This window comes from Noviherbaspirillum suwonense, assembly GCF_900182955.1.
Taxonomy (GTDB): Bacteria; Pseudomonadota; Gammaproteobacteria; order Burkholderiales; family Burkholderiaceae_D; genus Noviherbaspirillum_A; species Noviherbaspirillum_A suwonense.
This window is the reverse complement of sequence record NZ_FXUL01000034.1, coordinates 24329-41372: the sequence shown is the minus strand read 5'-3', so window position 1 is coordinate 41372 and position 17044 is coordinate 24329. Positions and strand designations below refer to the sequence as shown.

The window sequence follows — 17044 nt, the reverse complement described above, 5'->3', positions numbered from 1 at the left end:
CAACCCCATATCCGGGAAGTGCCCGTCAAGAGTGAGCAGCAACAAGCCTGCCTCGCCTTGCATCGGATGCGTTCTCAACTGATGAAGATGCGCATCATGCAGACCAACGCGCTAAGAGGATTGCTGTACGAGTTTGGCGTGGTGCTCCCAGAAGGGCATCATGCCTTGCTGCAAAAGATTCAGACCGAGCTGGCTAAAGCCGGCGATAGACTACCTGGGGTTATTACCGAAAGCGTGCTGGAGCAACTCACGCGCATCAACAAGCTTCAGGAAGACATCGATCACATCGACGGGCGTCTGGCCGCCTTAGGCAAACAGAATCCGCAGATGCAGGCGTTGCAAACCATACCAGGCATTGGTCCACTGACAGCAACCGCCCTGGCTGCCACTGCCACCGACATTCACGGTTTCCGTAGCGGCCGGCAATTTGCCGCATGGCTGGGCTTGACGCCACGACAAACGGGCACTGGCGGGAAGATCCGGCAACTGGGTATTTCCAAGCGTGGAGACCCGTACGTGAGGACCTTGTTAATGCACGGTGCGAGGGCGATCATTGCCCGATGCAGCCGGTCGGCGTGGGTTACCGCCCTCTTGCTGCGAAGGCCGTACTGCGTCGTCGTCGCGGCCCTGGCCAACAAGCTTGCACGTACCGCCTGGGCGGTCCTGATCAAAGGTAAAGCCTTTGATCAGGCTATATGGAATTCTGATGAAATGGTTGCGGCATGAAGCACGCGTAGCCTTATTCGATTAGGGATCATGACAGCGTTGTAAAGGAGAGCAGGCACCAGCAAAGTGATGGGTCAACAGGTAAAACGGGGCAAGGACAATCCGCTAGTCGGCCAGGGCATCAAGCCCGCTTTTCAGATAGGAACCTTGCCCGCGAATGCCATCCGGGCCAGCAGGATAAAACGCCTGCATAAACAGGCCGTATATAAGACTGCGAACCTCCGTTGACATTTCATACTGCTAAAGCTTGCATTCCAGGAGACGTCCATATAAGCGTCGACTAAATAGACAACCGCGCTAAGAGGGACCGTCCGTAAAGGTGGTTTCGAGGAATGCTCCTTTGGGGGAAAAGCGCTATATAGTGAATACTACATTGCGCTGAAAGACATACTCGACATATTGTGCTGATCCGGAAATCAAACGTTAGCTGCGACCCGATATGTTTCGCTGCCTCGCGATAAAAACGCCTTAAGCTTGCGCTGTACGTTATCTGAGGTGAAAGTCTGAGTTAAATTAAGTCAACATCGTTAATTTTCATCTGGTTTGTTGTCTAAGTTGGCAATTAGCGTGTCACAAGTAGAGTAAAAATAACTCGGTTGATGGGACTTCATTATGGCTACATATGCATTTTTAGGTTTCGCGCTTTTTTCGAATTCGAATTTAAACTTCAATGAATGATAAAACTGTTCATCAATGTACAGTTGCATAGGAGGATGCTCACCTGATTTGATAGCTTTTTTTGCAGCGCTCTCAATTGCCAGTAGTTCTGCAAAAGGGACGCCCAAACTGTTTAAGCAAACATGATTCTTAGTTTTTGATATATGAAGCAACGACTCGCCAAAGTACTCATTGCTTCCTTGTGTAAGCACAGCGTAAATTTTAAGGTCAAGAATGGTTTGATAAATTAAATCAATCTCCTTGATAACATGCAAGAGCATTTCTGGACTATATGAGCATTTAATCCCTTTGTGAAAATAGCCTACATCCCAGTTGCTTTTAAGAATTAAGCTATCAGCAAACGAAATAAATGATATATCAGTGTGCCTCTCAGCCAACTCGTCTATTTTCTCTCTTAGACTAATCAACTTCTCTTTACTTAAAGCATTGTCCCTAATTGCATTTTTAACCCCTATTGCATCAACCAATGCGAATACAGAATATTCTCGTACGTGGAGATGTTCAAGCCACTCATGATCTACGAAAATGTAGGGTTTAATATCGTATTTCCAACAATCCAAAGATGTCCTGACCATATCCTTTGGCAGAGTAACTGAAACTTCGTGAAATCTCGTATATGTGTTTGGGTACCAAGAAAGCTCCAAGGAGGCGTTGTTAATTTTTCTTACAGAGACCTGACTAACGTAGCCTACTTTGTAAGGACTACATTCTTCTCCTCTAAGCATCTTTTCCAGTGCCTCGTCAAATTCCTTCATGTAAATTTCGCTCATAAGGTAGCAATCTCTATCAAGAGGAATTTCTTCAAAAGTGAGCTTATCAATATCGCTATTTTCAAACAAGGTCGTGACTCCTGAAAGTACATTGGTTTGGATTAATGTGAAAAAGATATTACTCTTAAACGTGCTTTGTGTGCGGAGCGATTACCCCTGCAGTACCAGCGTATGAGAGGAAGATATTTTTTGCAATGGATCGTATTGCTTTAGTCGGTGTGTACGAATTCTTTGAAAGGAAAGCGCTTTGGCCTAAATTTGGCCATCTGCTGACCCCTATTTAAACTCTCATTCTGGCAGGTAAGTACTTAAGCAAACATGCCAAAGATGAGTCATCTCGCCCCTCGCTGCGGCTGCGCCGACGCGTGTCAGTGCGGCCGGCCAGGCTAACCCCAAACCTTCCATTTCCCTGTTTCTCATTCTCCTAAGCCAGGTGAACGCAACGCCTGGATTCATCAATCCTCAGGAGAATCAAATGCACGCAGAAAAACTGTTTGAAAACATGAAGGCGATCGTCGAGCGCGCAGGTTATCCGCTGCTTAGCTCCTACAAAGTCGACCTCTATGTCCACGACCTTGAATACCTCCGCCAGAACGATGCACCTGGTGTGAAATTCATGTGGATCGTCCGAGAAAGCGGAACGTACCTTTGCCGGCTGGGCGTGGCGCCGCGGGTCAATGCTGAAGTGGACTATGCCATCGACATTCACGATGCCAACCGCCGGGAAGTCTACTTGCTGGACCGTGATGCCGGAACGGTCAAGCTGCTGGACGATGCCACTGCAAAGCGCCGTCTCAAGGAGTTTGACTATTCGGTGGAACGCTGCACGGTGTCGCGTAAAGGCGAACCCATCGCCGTGGCGGATATTCGTCTTACTTCGTGGACGAACGGCAAACCCCCAACAGGAACGGTGCATTTCCATACGGGGCAGGTGAAGTTCCCGCTTGAGACGCTCTACGCCTTGCGCTCGCTTGCCGTGTGCTTTGTCATTGAAGCCACGCACTCGCTGTTTACGGCAACCGAGAAAATTTACATCGAGGGCACTGAAATCAACGAGCTGATCGCAGCGCATCCTCAACGAGTCGTCGACGCACCAGCACCAGCACCAGCACCAACGCCAGCACAGAGCGCGGCGCAGCAGGATTTCCTGGAGCTTCTCGCCGCATAAGCAGCCGCATCACCGAAACAGGCACTGCCTGGCCTTAACCACCAGCCCGGAATCTTCATCACGAAGATCCGGGCTTTTTCTTGTCCGATATTTCTTTCTTACAAAAGCGTGTGAAACGCACGAATACAAACGCGTGTTGGCCATACCTCTATGTAAAGACTACGCAAAGTCCTTTGCATCCTTCACTCATTCATAACGCTTTCTAGGAGTCTTCCATGGCACTCGTATTTACGGCTTGCTGCATCACCGGTTGGGTAATTTCGCGTCCTATCGTGAAGGCCCTTGGCGTCTAACCAATCTTTTGTCGTCTTGCGACATCTGATCCACACTCCGAGTTCGCTTATGCGTCTCGGAGTTTTTTTGTTGGTCCACAGTGCTGGACACTGGGCCCCACCAATGCTGCGAGATGTCTCCATGGCCGTATGCGTGCGGCGCCTATACGATCTGGTCAAACTCGTTGCGTATCCTTTTGGAAAGGTTAACGGCGCATTAATATAATTATCGAATAGATCATAATGTGCCCGTGGAGGTCAGCCGTTGAGCCGCTATATTGTTCTTCAATACAAGCATGGCCAGGTCCGTCATCAGCATTCCTATGTGCTGGGCACATTCAGCGACCTGCCTCGCGCACAGGCGGCGGCACAGTTTAATCTGGATGAGATTAACGAGATTGTCGACCGGGATAGCTGGCAGGTTGTTTGGAGTGCGGTCAAGGGTCATCCCCGACTTAGCGCGCAACCACAATGCCTGAAGAATTAGGCTGGACGCACTTGCAGTATTGCGTGTGACGGCCTAGTACCATTGCTGCAGGTATCGACACCGCTTGTCCAGAAACGCAATCCTAAAGTGGTCCCCTGCGAAAGCCAATTCCTTTCGCTTCCTTTCTGCATTATCGTTGCCTTTGCGAAACAAAGGTAGATAATCCGACATTACCTTCGCCAAAAAAAAAGCCCGCTTCTGAGCGGGCTTGGGATTTCAGGTCCCGACCAGGTCAGGCATTGATACGCGCCATCCGTGCTTCCAGTGTCGAGACGATATGGTCATAGCGGGTGAGGGCAGTGGCGTCCGGCTTGTTCTCGTTCTTCTTCCAGCGATGGATCGTCATCGTTGTCACACCGATCAGGTTGGCAATGCCGATATTTTCCGTGGTGCCCAAGCGCTGCTCCCAGCCCGCAAGGATTTCGCTCATCGGCTTGTCGAACTTGTTGGCGCGCACGCCATTCGTGGTCTTGTGCTCTTCAAGCAGCTGGCGGGCCTTTGCCATGACTTCCTTGGAAACGCTGGCAGTGCGGCCATAGATGTACGAGGACAGGCGGGGCAGGCCGATACCCAACAGGACGGCGTAATCCTGATTGCGTACGCCCATTTCCTCGCCGATGGAAACCAGTTCCTGCTGGTCCGTCGACAGGATCGTGCGGGTCTGGCCCTTACGGCGTCCCGGCGTCGAGTTTTTGTAAGCATCCTTCGTATAGCGGCGGTCAGGAATTTCCTCTTCCGGCTCGGTCGATGGCGGCACGAAGGCCATGAAGGGAACTGCATCGATATTGAATACGCCAGTGTCACCCATGCTCATTTCTCCTGTTGCTACCTTGTTCAGATCAGTCATAAATCGTGCGCGCTCGTTGTTTTGGTCAATGAATAAATCCAGGTCAAACTCTTCCGTTTCCACCAGCCCGACTTGCGTCAGTTCTTCGCCGCGGTCATGCATGGCTTCCACCGAATCATGGTGATAAGTCAGCGTGTTCTCGTCCCGCAGCACTTCACGGCTGACGTTGTCGGCAATCGCCCAGATCACGTAGTAGACAGCCCGGGAAGCGCGGATCTTCGGCAGCATCTTGGCGAAGAAGACAATCATCACGCGCTGGATGACTTCTTCCACGCGCTTCAGATCGACACCGTTCTCGAAGGCCCGCTTGCGGCAAATCCCTCGTGCACGCGGGTCGTGGAATAGTGCCAATGCCAGTTTGTCAATAAATGCCTTGTCATCCGTTGGATGCTGCAAGTATTTTTCGATCATCTCCTCAAGTGCCGAGGCCTTGGTGGACTCGTCGATGGGAGGATCTTCTAGGATGACGGCTGACATGGTGGATGGAAAAGTAACCTGTGTTCGGATTCCTTGAAGTATATCGCCTATGTGCAACATGTGCAAATAAGATTGCATACTGAGTATTTATATACCGATTCATATTCGATACACATGACTGGTGTGGATTCCGATGGCGGGCAGGCGAGCCAATGTTATGGCGAAAAAAAACCGCGAGCTTTTCGGTCGCGGCTTGGAGGGAGAGGGTTTTGTTCGGCCTATGGGTGCTCCGGGTTCATCGACAGGTTGCGGCGCCTGGCGATTTCATCCCGCAGGACAGTGGGCTCGACTGGCTTGTTCAGGACCGGTACCCCGCGTGCCTGTATCTCGCCGGCTTGTTCTGGATGAATGGCCGCACTGATGACGATCCACATCGGATAGAAGCCCGGTACTTCACTCAGCAGTTTCCTGAATGCGTCTTCCCCTGATTCGCCGCGAAGGTTCCAGTCGGTGATCAGGATGTCAATGCGCTCATTGCATTCCTTGAGTTGGGAGACCATGCTGGCTGAGTCTTTGGCGGCAAGGACAGTTGCCCCTTCCAGTCGCAAGTAGTCCACCAGCGAGGTCCTGAGGTTGTCGTTATCCTCGATCAGGGTAATCCACATCCCATTGATCGATGGAAGGAGCGGGGAGGTTTCGATGGCTTCCAGTTCCGCACTGCCGATGTCTGCTTTTGGCAGCGAGAGCCTGAACCGCGTTCCCTTGCCCGGAATGGACTTGACCGCGATGGTGCCCCCGATCGATGTGGCCAGGCCCTTGACGATGGACAGACCAAGACCGAAACCCTTTTGCGGACCAGGATTGTCGCCGCGCTCGAAAACCTCGAAGAGCCGCTGCTGGGTGGCCGGCGAGATGCCGGCGCCCGAGTCCCACACTTCTATATTGATGGCGTCTCCAGCGCTGCGCGCGACCAACATGACTTTCCCTTCTGCCGAGGTATAGCGGATTGCATTTTCCACCAGGTTGCGCAGGATTCGCTCCAGAAGGAACGGGTCTGTCCTGACAACGGCATTCGTCCCCCGACTCCACACGGTCAAATATTTGCATCTTGAAAGGTGCAGGGTTTGGTCGATCACTTTTTCAAACATGAACTGCAAGGATATCGGTTTGCATTCGGCCTTGTGCAGCCCAGAATTAATCTGTTCAAGCTGAATGATGTCCTTGCACAGCCGCTGCAGTACCGATGCGGCGGTGCGCATCGAATTGAGCGGGCCGCCAAAGCGCTCCATGTCTTCAATCCGCTTTTCAAAGCTGCCGAGGCAGTTGAGCATGGTGTGAATTGGCTGCGCCAGGTCGTGGCCAGCGCCCAGCAGGAACATCTTGTGTTGATATGCCATCTCTTTCGTCGCCTTGGCGATGGCTTCGGTCTCGATCGCTTGGTGCTTGGATGCGATCACTTGGTCAATCCAGATGTTGTGTCGCTTCATCATCTGGCTTAATGCCATGCGAATTCCTTTTGAAACCGTCATGCCAGCCGTCAAGGTGATCAAGGCAGAAACGAGGTACACATTTGCATGGTTTCCTGATGAATGAAAGAGTATGTTCGGAAGCCACGCTGGCGCCCACAGGGCCAGAAACCCCCATTGGGAAGCATACAGCGACGGCATACTGGTGAAGGTCAGCGTGACCAGTGCGAGCAGCAGGAAATGCTGGCCTTCATCGCTGACCTCATTGAAAAACAGCAGGCTTGCAGCGCCCCATATCAGGCCCGAGGCAATCGCGGCCGCGGCACGTTGGGGAATCGCCTGGCCAAAGTTAACATGCTGGCCTTGTATTAGCGGCTTCTGGATGGGGGAAAGCGTCACTCCGCTCAGGCCGGAATCGGTGCCCGTGAGGGTGTTTTTGAGCTTTGCATATATCAAGTTGCGAACAACGATCAGCGTAAAGCTGGCGGCAACCCATAGCCAGGAAACCACGGAGAGACAATTCGTCGCAGAAGGTTTGGCGTAGGCTTGTGTTACCCAGAAAATGAACAGAGTACCGACCGTGGCCGTTCCGCATGACAGAAGCATTTGCGGCAGGCCGACCAGCAGATTGAAGTCAAGGCGGCGCAAACCTGGTGAGTTCAGGATGGAAGTAGGCATGGTAGGGTTCATTCAGATCAGCCAGTTTCCGCAGACAGCAAACAGAGCTGCAGGAAACTGGCGAAGAAAAGACAGGTCAGACGCGGTGAGCGGTGGGAAACGTGCGTGGGATATAGCCGCATTTGGCAGCCTGGACCCCGAAGTCGGTGCGGTTCTTTACATTCAGGAAGCCGTAGATTTGGCGCAGATAATTCTTGACCGTGCCGTCCGTGATGTCGAGCTCACGGGCGATCTCCTTGTTGGACAGCGCGGCGATCGCCAGATCCATTACCGCACGCTGGCGATCTGTCAGCTTCAATGCCCGATCCAGAAATTGGGATGTGCACTTGTTGTCCCAGGAAGGGAAGACTTCGCCGCCAGCGAGAACGGTGCGGATCGCCTCGATCAGCACATCGGTGTTGTCGGTCTTTGAGACATAGCCTTTTGCACCCAGCCCCCTGCAGGAATTGACGGCTGCCTGCTCCACCAATCCGGAGATCATCAGGACCGGAATTCTGGGCCCTGAAAACGCCTGCATGTAGGTGAGCAGTTCTGCACCGTTTTCCGCTCCCAAGCCTAGATCGCAAATGACCAGGGCGACCGCCGGACCATCCTTGCCGAACAGGAGGGCCCTGGCGGCAGTAAGATTCGTGCAGGTCACATAATCATGGTCGGGGATGTGATGCTCAAGCATGGACTTCAGTCCGGCCGCGAGCATGGGGTGATCATCAATAATAAGTATCGTCATAGCGTACAAGTTTCGACAGACTGTAACTAAAAATGGTCTGGAAATAACGAAGTCCCAGTTAGTTACTTTCGGCACATGCCGAAAGACACATTGTGGCATATGTTTCCCATGGGCAAAATGTCGTTATTCGTTACCGCGAAAGAAACAACGGTAACAGCACACGAAACACACACATTTTTTTGGGGAAACATCATGGTTGTTGCTAATACTGCAGTGGAAATGGGCCTGGACATGCTGGGCTACGCTGATGTCTCGAAAATCGGTGGGCAGGCAACGCCATCGGCACGCAAGCTGAAGCAGGCACTGTTGTCGTATCCGGAAGGCCGCGCCGAGATCCTGCTGGCCAGCCTGTTCCTGGAAATGCAGAACGCCACTTCGCTGGACGATGTGCGCAAGGTCATCCCGAATTACGAGCGCCTGGTCGATACCACGGCAGCCGCAATCTAAGGCTAAGCAGCGCTTCAAGCTGGCGCCGGCGGCGTGCGTGCCAAGTCAGACGGAAAAAAGCCCACCATGAAAAACATGGTGGGCTTGCTACTTCAGGGTCTGGCTAGACTGACGTGACCGTCAGGTTGCCAGTGTCATCGACGATGACGTTAAAAGAATGACCACGCAGCGCATCGAAGCGATGCACCCCGCCTTGTGACAACAGCATTTTGACAACAGTGCCGAGGTCCTTCGTGCGGTGCAGTGTGACAAGTGCCTGGAAGTATTGATCGTCGGTGTCCCGATCGTCTTCCTCGAACTGGTCGTTATCGCCCACATAGGAACTGGCCTGCATGACCGCGTTCCAGCCGCTGGCTTTGGCTGGTACAGCGACTTCGCCAAATGCGCAGAAGACCGCTTCGTCATCAAACGTCACGGCGTGCTGATCAAGCGTTAAGGTCACACTGTCGCAGAAACGCACCCTGGCATCGAGATACATGCCCTGAAACATCTGCATCTTGCCTTCATCACCGTTGAGGGTAACGACGACCTTTTCGGCGTTTTCCTCCAGATCCACCTGGTGTTGATCCGCCCAGTGGCCGGCAGGCAGGTTCGAGACGACCATCCAGCGCTTTTTATACGCCAGCATGTGCACCGGGATCGTTTCTTCGGATGGCGAACCCACACAAAGGACATGCTCTCCCGATTCCACTGACGCCCGCGTAATGCCCGACGCAACCTCCGCCCGATAGAGACAGTCCCTGTTGAGAACCGGCTCAGGGGCATACTCCAGCGCCGACTTTGGCAAATACGGAATATCCAGCAGCATTTCGGACAGACCGAGTTGCGGAAGCAGATTCCAGTATTTCTCCGCAAACGCTTCGCCACCCATTTCTGCCTTGTGTACCGTCAGGATCTTCTCCTGTTCGGTGCGCACGGCGTTCTGGATGCGCTGTACTGCCTCCTTCTCGTCGATCAACTGCGACCTGTCCGGCATGCGTGCGTCAAATTGCGTCGCATCCAGGTGGACGATGTTACGGTCCTCCCAGGAAAAGCCCGAATTGTAGATGGGCAGTCCCTGCAGATAGACCTCGATTCCGCTGGTGAGTTGCGGTTTGCTGTCGTGATAGCCGCGCAGATGGATATGGCCTATAGCCGTCTCCATCGTTGGCAGGGCAGGCATGGCGTGCTTGCGCGCGACCTGCACGCCGTCGAGCATGACCTCGATGGGAAAACCCTTGGCAAAGCGGGTCAGTGCATCGACCACGTTCTTTTTTGGCAGCGTCATGCCTTGCAGCGTGATGCGGGTGCCGCCAATGAAGTCGGACGGCTCTTCGGCAATGCTTGCGAAACTCAGAACAGCTTCGGTTTCAAAGGCGATCTTGCGGCCGCGCGACTCCACGGTGACATGCTTCCCACTATGCAGCGCACTGAAGAAGCCCTGCCCGAAGGCATGCTCTCTGGCTACCAGTTCTGCATCCCATCCCGATTCGGACAGGGTAAGCAGCTTCTGGAAGTCATCGATACCCTTGCCATTGTCGACCACCACCAGCGTCCCATCCTCCGAAAAGGAGAACTGGACCAGTGTGGCGCCGGCGCGGCGGGCATTCTGCATCATTTCAGACAGCACGTTGACCGAGTTGGTAAACGAAAAGCGCATGTTGCGAACCAGGTTTGGCACATTGACTTGCAGGGAAACAGCATTCATTCAAATCTCCTGAGAAAAAAAGAAAGGGCAAAGGCACTTGCGGTGTCTTCGTGCAAGGAGATGAATGACAAGGAAATGGAAAGAAAAACGCCACCTCTCGAATGAGTGGTGGCGTCGGGACTACACAGTTAGGATGAAGCCTTCGTCTTCAGGTTGCATGGCCGTGACAGCCGGTTTGACGGAAGACGGGGACTTGGGCGGTGTTGCTGCCTTCAGCGATGCCAGTGCGGCAACCGGAGCTGGCGATGCCTTTGCTTCTTTCAGGACCGTTACCTTGATGGACTCGGAACTGCCCTTGCGAAACGACTCCAGATCCGCATCGGACAGGCCAACCCCCTTGACTTTGAGTAGTGCATCGTAATCCACAGCGCCCTTGCGGGTCACCCTGGTGACGGACACGCCGCTGCCTTCGCGCTTGGTCTGACCGCCCGGCAGCATGCTCACCAGGATGGCACGCGCCTGCTTTTCCATTTCTTCGGCATGTTCCACGGCTTGTGAGGCCATGATCCATTCCGCTGCGGCGGCAGCCCATTCGTCTGTTGACCAGGTCCTGGACATGACGTGATCCCAGAAGGCGTTGGCGGCCGTGATGATTTCCAGGATACGGGCCTCGTTCCGAACGACATCGAGAAGCACGCCTTTTTCACCGTCAAACGAGTAGTAGTGCATTTTCGGCAAACCGGTCACCAGCAACTGCTGCTGGCACTGATCTGCAAAGCATGCTGGAACCACGCCGTTCAAGGCTGACTGGTGCGCTTCCGCCCCAGGACATTTGATCTCGACGATCATGTCTTCGTGAAAGCTCATGCCGTCAAGCGACGCCCGGAGGATGGGAACTTCGACGTACTCCGCAGTCGTTGGAACGACCACATTGCCGGTTAGCTGCTGATAAGCGATCCGGGCTTTTGGCTCGAGTGCATGTCCGCGCAGCTGCGCGGGGTTGGGTTTGGGTGCCGGCATGATCCCGGTTTTAAGCTTGAACAGGGTGTACGGGGTCATGTAGTGCGACTTCCCCATGATGATCGGCGCCTCGGAAGCCCCGAGTCCCTTTTGCCGCCACGCGAGCCATTCAGCGGAACCCTGAATGGATTCCGGCCCGGTGATAATGCGCATTGTCATTGATGTTCTCCTATAGGTTGAATCCGCAGATTGCGGCCAAGCTCCGCGAAAGCCTGGTACCCGGGAAATGTCGAACGCACATTGGTAATCGGGGAAAGGGAGAAGACAAAGAAAAGCGCCCCATCCTTGATGGGATGAGGCGCAGGTTGGTTATTTATCGAGAATGACGGTCACAGTACGAACTTGGTGCCGACACTCTTGAAGGAACCATCCGGGTTATCCCACATCCGGCCATGGCGTTCGACCAGATTGCGGAACGCGACGGACTTGGCGTTTTCGCGGAAGGTGACACTGGCCGCCATGATGGCAACCAGCCGACCGCCTTCCCTGACCATCGACCATGCGTGAAGCACATGATCGATGTCGGCCTGACGCGAAAAAGGCGGATTCATTAGGACCCGATCGAACCCTGCTTCCGGTTGAAAGACAAGGAAGTCTGACTGGACCGGAGAAAACCCCAGACCCTTGAGGACGTCGATATTGCATGCCTGCAGTTCCACCGTGAGAACGTTATCTGCACCGACGATTGCCGCTGCTTCGATTGCGATGTTACCTATCCCGGCACTTGGCTCCAGCACTTTCATGCCCGGCTCCAGCTGCGCTTCTTCGACCACCGCCTTGGCCAGCGCCGACGGCGTTGGGAAAAACCCGAAGTTTTCGGGTCGTTCCGGACGGTCGTAGGTGCCTGTCTCGATAACCCCTTCGATCAGATCCGTGGGATCTTGTCCGAAAACGTGCCCTGTGACTTTTCTGTTCCAGGTGCCGCCCAGCGCCGTCAGCGCCGCGTCGACACGCCGGTAGTCAGCCGCATCGAGCTTGCGAGGAAACCGGACGATGTTGCCATCGATGACGGCCTCCGCGAACAACTCGATTAAGGACAGGTCGGCGAGCTGGCCAACTGGCGCCGGTACTTCCTCTGGAACTGGCTGATGTGACTCCACCAGGCAATCCGCATACGACGCCGCGACTTCTTTCCAGCTTACTTCCCCCTGAGACCAGCTCGGAATCCAGATCACATTTCCCCGCACACCTTCGCTCTGATCGCTATCTTCTCGGACGCGCTTGACCTTGAATTTTGCGGACAGACGGATCGGGCATACCTGACGGTTCGCCCCCACGAAATTCCAGATTTGATGATAGATCGACGATTCCTGCTGCAGATACAGGCAGGTCCAGTAGGTCGTTGAGTTGACGTATCCGTTGTACTCATCGGGATTGAACTTTTTGACCGGCTGCGCGGCCCACAATGCTTCGAGTTCCAGTTGACGCACTTCCATTTGCTTCTCCTGACAGGTTGAAATGAGGCCGCTTGCGGTGGCCTGACAGGGGAGGTATGAGATACGCCAGAAGATAAGAGCTGGATGGGATACTTGGGAAGATGTCCCGGTCCGCTGATGGAACCGGGGAGGGTACAACTGTTGGATCAGTAGTCGAGAGGTGGCTGCCTGGCTTCGGACCAGTAGGCATTCCATTTTGCCGCGTAGGTCGCAACGACCTCGGGATTATTCCAGATCGCCATGGCATTCTCGGCATTCCGGGTGGCTGCACTTGCCGAGTAATTGAAGCTGCCAAGTTCCATGTGCTTGCCGTCTGCAAGGACGTACTTATGATGAAAAATCGCATATTTGTCGATCACCCGCACCGGAATCCCGGCGTTTGCCAGGGTGGCAACCGCATGCTTGCCTTTGCAGGCCCCGCGTTCGCCGCATCCTTCGACGAAATTATTTCGGTAGTCGACAATGACGGCGACCTCCACGCCGCGCTTGTGGGCGGCAAGCAGGGCGGAGACGACGGGCTCCGATGTGAAGGAATAGGCAGCGACGCGAAGCGACTTCGTTGACGAATTGATCACCTTAAGGACGACTTCTTCAGCGCCTTGGTTAGGCGAGAAACCCACTTCAATCTGCTGGCCAGCAGGCGCTGCAACCGGCCGACTGCCTGCGAATGAGCGGAGGACTTCATCCGCGCGTGGCAGCGAAAAGTCTTTCGCGTAAGCAGAACCTGTGACAAGCAGTGCTATGAGAATGCCAAGACGATATGCTTTCATGAGGAATCCTGGAGGGTAAGGGGTCAGAGAAATAAGGCGACCGAACAAAGGAGGGGGTTACAGGACGAAGCGAAGTACGGAAAGCAGTCGTTCGCATAAAAGTCGGGCCTATGATTGCTGAAATGTGCCTAGTTGAACATCGTGTCCAAATCCAAAATTCCCTCGAGTTGTCCTTCTGAGAGCGCGGAAACGTCCACAGGGGTAGAGTAGTCGGGAGCTGGAACTGGTGGAAATCGAGTCGCTGGAGCCGTAGCGAGATCCGGTTGAGTAGTTACTTCAACATGCGCTGCCAACGAGGGTTGGGCAGAGGTCATTTGAAGTCCTTGAGCCGCAGTAGGTGGCACTAAAGCCGGAGCTTGTGAAGTCACATCGGAAGTGCGGGGGTGGGGCTGAACCGTTTGAACTGGAGCGCGGGCCGGCTTAGCCACCTTGGCTACTGGACGCCGTACTGGCTGTGCACTTCCCATCGCCATTTTGTTCGGCCGGCGACCATCCGGCCGCCCCCCTGGTCCAGCCAACGCGGCAAGCATGGCCTCATCCAGGTCGCCTTCGGCCTGCCGGTCGAGTATCCATTGGTACATCACCGCACGGATCAGTGGCGTCTCGTGGCCATAAGGAAGAACAGACAGCGCCTCCAACATACCGGGGCAAACTTCCTCCGAAATTTCAATCGTCACGCGCCGCTTGGTCTCAGATGGATCGTATTGCCTCAGAAACTTAGCCATTGACAGCTACCTTTTGCTGGACCGTGATAGCTGCTGCGCGCTTGAGAAGCTGAGCCTTGCCAAATCGGCAAAATCCTTCCGCAACCGCCATCCTTGCATCGGGGAGCAACATAATATGAGGCCATTGTTTCGCCAGGCTCTCATGGATGATTTCTGCACCGCCGCCTGCGAGGAGGATGCCGTCGACCTTTGCCGCCTCAGCAAAAAGCAGTGCGTTCGTTTTGGTCATGATCTTCGACACGACGAAATTCGCTGCATCAGCCACTTCTTCCGTGACGTCCTTGATCCCAAAGTGTTGAATCTCCCTGGTGCGGAGCGATGCTTCACAATCGACCGGTGAAGCGTCAATGCCTTTTGCGCTGAGAATGCGTGCCAGATGCTCGGCCGCGAGGAAGATTCCTTCACAGGACTCCGATTTCCGATCGATATGAACCCCTTCCTTCATCAGCAGGAAGTCGGTGGTGAAATGGCCAACATCGATGACAGCCCAGGATTTTTTTCGCCCCTTCGCGTCCTTGAACCGCTCATAGACCGGTACGCCATTCGGAGCCAGGAAGAAGGAAAGATAGGCTCCCATTGGCTGGGACAGCGCCTTCACATCGGCGTTCGGCACGGCCTTGCGCGTCAGTTCTTCCAGCCGATCCCGTTGCTTTCCGTAGAGCGCAGCTGGGGTGCCAACCACAATGTAAGAAGAGTCCAGGCCGGTTACGCCCATGCAGTGGAGACGCTTGAATGCCGACAAGACCAGCGCAAGGTATTCAGGAGTTTCAGTCCAATCATTGGACAAGCCGACGGAAGTGGCTGCGCCGCCTTGAAGGCGGGCAGTATCGCCGGTGAAGTATTTAAGTCCATCCACAACAACGGTTTCCAGTTCAGCTGCACGAATGGAGTTCTCGTCGCTTAACTCGATTGAGAGGCAAACCAACGATGGGAAGGTTAGGTGAAAGATCTGTCCATTTGAGAAAGCTGCCACCTTTACAGCGCTCCGGCCGACGTCAAGGCCAACGATGGTTTGATCGTACATATGAATTCCCTTAGTAATGTTGTAAATAATGCACTTTTGTGCCGCCTACTTTATGAACTTCTAAGTTCACTAGAACCTCAATCGATGATGCAGTTTAGGCAACTGACAAACCGCACAATACGGGAATGTGCACTTCTAACTTCAACATGTACTTATAAGTTGAACTTAGACTTCGAAGTGATTTTGAACATCACATTCTAAGTGCCTTATCGGGTAAGATTTTATGATACTTAACTTGCGTTGACAATCCTATAAAAACATAATGATAATGTGTTTGGATTTTTAGCCTGATTTCTTTTGAAAACCCTGAGTAAAACTACACCCCCCGAACCTCTCTTTTTTATCTAACTAACACCACCCCCCCTAAACTCCCTTAAACACTTGAGTAACACCATCCCCCCTCAACTACTTACAAATCCCGTGATCCATCACCCCCCCAATCTTGATGAAGTTCTTGAAGCCGTTCCTGCTTGTGCGAAAAGCGCCGAGACCCTATCGCATATGGTGATTTCGATTGATGGGCAACTAGCGAAAATCGACCATGCGCTCAACACACTGCAGCCAAGAAAGACCGGAAAACTGCGCATCACCTGGTGGAAAAGGAGAGGAAAGGTCACACCGGCAGTGGTGAAATGGATCTATGTGAAGAACATGCAGAGGTGGCGAGCAGAACGTCTAAGCAACGAATCATTGGTCATTTCAGTGCGCTCTTCCGTCGAATTTAAAGCGGATGCTCCTGCGGTCAAGGAACTGATGCGACGAACCAAAGCACTTCTAAGTCTTCGTGCTAGAGCGCTTGAAACGATGCAGCGCTTCCAACATGCCGCCGACCTGCTACATGCTGCAAACGAGGACAAACTTGCCACGTTCAATGCTGACCTCAACGGCCTGCTCGAAGCCTTGGATAACCGAACAGATAGTCCCGACTCTGAGCCCGGGCCTTCCTCTCCCGTCTTGCTCGAAATGGAGCCTGAAGACGACGACTGACTTCCACTAAGTCCTTTCCTTCCTCTTTCCCCTTTCACGATCTCCCGGCCGGGTCTGGCTCCTAGACCTGGCAGTCCTCCTGACCCGTATCAAAATGGCCATGACCGGCTGACTTCCGAGACTGACTGGCTAGCCTCCTGGCGGGCCTGGTCAATCTGACCCGTGTCATAAGGGCCGAGACTTTTCTGGCTCCTGCTGAGTCGTGCCTGCCTCCTTCTGCCGATCGACCGGCTTCCCCCTTTCTTTCTTTGCCCGGTGAAGTGGCCGTTGCATTGCCGGTGAGTGCCGTCCGAGGGGATCAAGAGAGGGGGAGAGGGAAGTGTCGATGGGCGACTCATCCTCCCGGGAACTTGCTTGTGCTGGATGCGCAGTGGGGCAACTTGTCTATGCGGCGCAAGTGCTGGTCGGCTTTTCTGGGGACCGCTACTTGTTCAGGGTTGGCGCAGGCAGGCTGCAGGGCTTTGCGCGGCTTGCTTCCTTTTTCATCTTGGTCATCTTGGTTGTCTTGCCTACTTGCGCACGCAAGCGAACTTCCCGCCCGTGAAGACTGCCGACTAGGTCGACCATCCGTCCGAGCCTGCCTTGGCCACCCCGTTCCGGCCCCTGTCGTGGGCTACCGGCCACCGCCCGTCTTCCTCCTCGCTCCCGGTTCAACTTCGTTTCACCATCCGCTCAACACCCTGACCCGTGTCAAAAGCCCTTGCTCTTGGCTGGCGCTGCAGCGGCGCCCGGCTCCGGGTCGGCTTTGCTTGTTCCTGATGCGAGGACAGGC

Annotated in this window: 15 protein-coding genes; 5 read left to right on the top strand and 10 right to left on the bottom strand. The window is 53.9% G+C overall.

What is annotated here, in order from left to right; all coding sequences use genetic code 11:
- Positions 1 to 726, top strand: a 726-nt coding sequence (locus QOL82_RS27035; protein WP_283445432.1) for an IS110 family RNA-guided transposase, incomplete at its 5' end; no start/stop codon positions are given.
- A 527-nt stretch (positions 727 to 1253) separates the two neighbouring features.
- On the opposite strand, the gene QOL82_RS27030 is transcribed toward QOL82_RS27035, so the two are convergent.
- Complete coding sequence (locus QOL82_RS27030; RefSeq protein ID WP_283445431.1) at positions 1254 to 2243, bottom strand: hypothetical protein; 990 nt, start codon at positions 2241 to 2243, stop codon at positions 1254 to 1256.
- 406 nt (positions 2244 to 2649) lie between these two features.
- Between QOL82_RS27030 and QOL82_RS27025 the strand changes: the two genes are divergently transcribed.
- A complete protein-coding gene (locus QOL82_RS27025) occupies positions 2650 to 3342 on the top strand; it encodes a hypothetical protein (protein ID WP_283445430.1) in 693 nt (230 codons plus the stop codon).
- Positions 3343 to 3879: 537 nt separating this feature from the next.
- A complete protein-coding gene (locus QOL82_RS27020) occupies positions 3880 to 4101 on the top strand; it encodes a hypothetical protein (RefSeq protein WP_283445429.1) in 222 nt (73 codons plus the stop codon).
- Positions 4102 to 4333: 232 nt separating this feature from the next.
- Here QOL82_RS27020 and QOL82_RS27015 read toward each other — a convergent pair whose 3' ends face one another.
- The 3 genes from QOL82_RS27015 to QOL82_RS27005 form a co-directional block, all read right to left on the bottom strand.
- Positions 4334 to 5425: a hypothetical protein gene (locus QOL82_RS27015; RefSeq protein WP_283445428.1), complete on the bottom strand. Its 1092-nt coding sequence runs from the start codon at positions 5423 to 5425 to the stop codon at positions 4334 to 4336.
- A gap of 218 nt (positions 5426 to 5643) precedes the next feature.
- A complete protein-coding gene (locus QOL82_RS27010) occupies positions 5644 to 7509 on the bottom strand; it encodes an ATP-binding protein (RefSeq protein ID WP_283445427.1) in 1866 nt (621 codons plus the stop codon).
- 76 nt (positions 7510 to 7585) lie between these two features.
- Positions 7586 to 8236 carry a response regulator gene (locus QOL82_RS27005; protein WP_283445426.1) on the bottom strand — a complete coding sequence of 217 codons (651 nt, stop codon included), beginning with the start codon at positions 8234 to 8236 and terminating at the stop codon, positions 7586 to 7588.
- A gap of 192 nt (positions 8237 to 8428) precedes the next feature.
- Here QOL82_RS27005 and QOL82_RS27000 point away from each other — a divergent pair, with 192 nt between their 5' ends.
- Positions 8429 to 8683 (top strand): hypothetical protein, encoded by a 255-nt coding sequence (locus QOL82_RS27000; RefSeq protein ID WP_283445425.1) that lies wholly within the window; start codon positions 8429 to 8431, stop codon positions 8681 to 8683.
- Between the two features lie 103 nt (positions 8684 to 8786).
- Here the strand turns inward: QOL82_RS27000 and QOL82_RS26995 are convergent, their stop codons facing one another.
- The 6 genes from QOL82_RS26995 to QOL82_RS26970 form a co-directional block, all read right to left on the bottom strand.
- Positions 8787 to 10370, bottom strand: coding sequence for an ATP-binding protein (locus QOL82_RS26995; RefSeq protein WP_283445424.1), 1584 nt, complete (start codon positions 10368 to 10370; stop codon positions 8787 to 8789).
- A 120-nt stretch (positions 10371 to 10490) separates the two neighbouring features.
- On the bottom strand, positions 10491 to 11489 hold the full coding sequence (locus QOL82_RS26990; protein ID WP_283445423.1) for a lambda-exonuclease family protein: 999 nt from the start codon (positions 11487 to 11489) through the stop codon (positions 10491 to 10493).
- Between the two features lie 170 nt (positions 11490 to 11659).
- Positions 11660 to 12766, bottom strand: coding sequence for a hypothetical protein (locus QOL82_RS26985; RefSeq protein ID WP_283445422.1), 1107 nt, complete (start codon positions 12764 to 12766; stop codon positions 11660 to 11662).
- A gap of 146 nt (positions 12767 to 12912) precedes the next feature.
- Positions 12913 to 13536 (bottom strand): phospholipase D family nuclease, encoded by a 624-nt coding sequence (locus QOL82_RS26980; protein WP_283445421.1) that lies wholly within the window; start codon positions 13534 to 13536, stop codon positions 12913 to 12915.
- Between the two features lie 128 nt (positions 13537 to 13664).
- Positions 13665 to 14261 carry a hypothetical protein gene (locus QOL82_RS26975; protein ID WP_283445420.1) on the bottom strand — a complete coding sequence of 199 codons (597 nt, stop codon included), beginning with the start codon at positions 14259 to 14261 and terminating at the stop codon, positions 13665 to 13667.
- A complete protein-coding gene (locus QOL82_RS26970; RefSeq protein WP_283445419.1) occupies positions 14254 to 15285 on the bottom strand; it encodes a ParM/StbA family protein in 1032 nt (343 codons plus the stop codon). Before QOL82_RS26970 ends, QOL82_RS26975 begins: the two co-directional genes overlap by 8 nt.
- A 420-nt stretch (positions 15286 to 15705) precedes the next feature.
- Between QOL82_RS26970 and QOL82_RS26965 the strand changes: the two genes are divergently transcribed.
- Positions 15706 to 16272, top strand: coding sequence for a hypothetical protein (locus QOL82_RS26965; protein ID WP_283445418.1), 567 nt, complete (start codon positions 15706 to 15708; stop codon positions 16270 to 16272).
- Positions 16273 to 17044 lie beyond the last annotated feature (772 nt).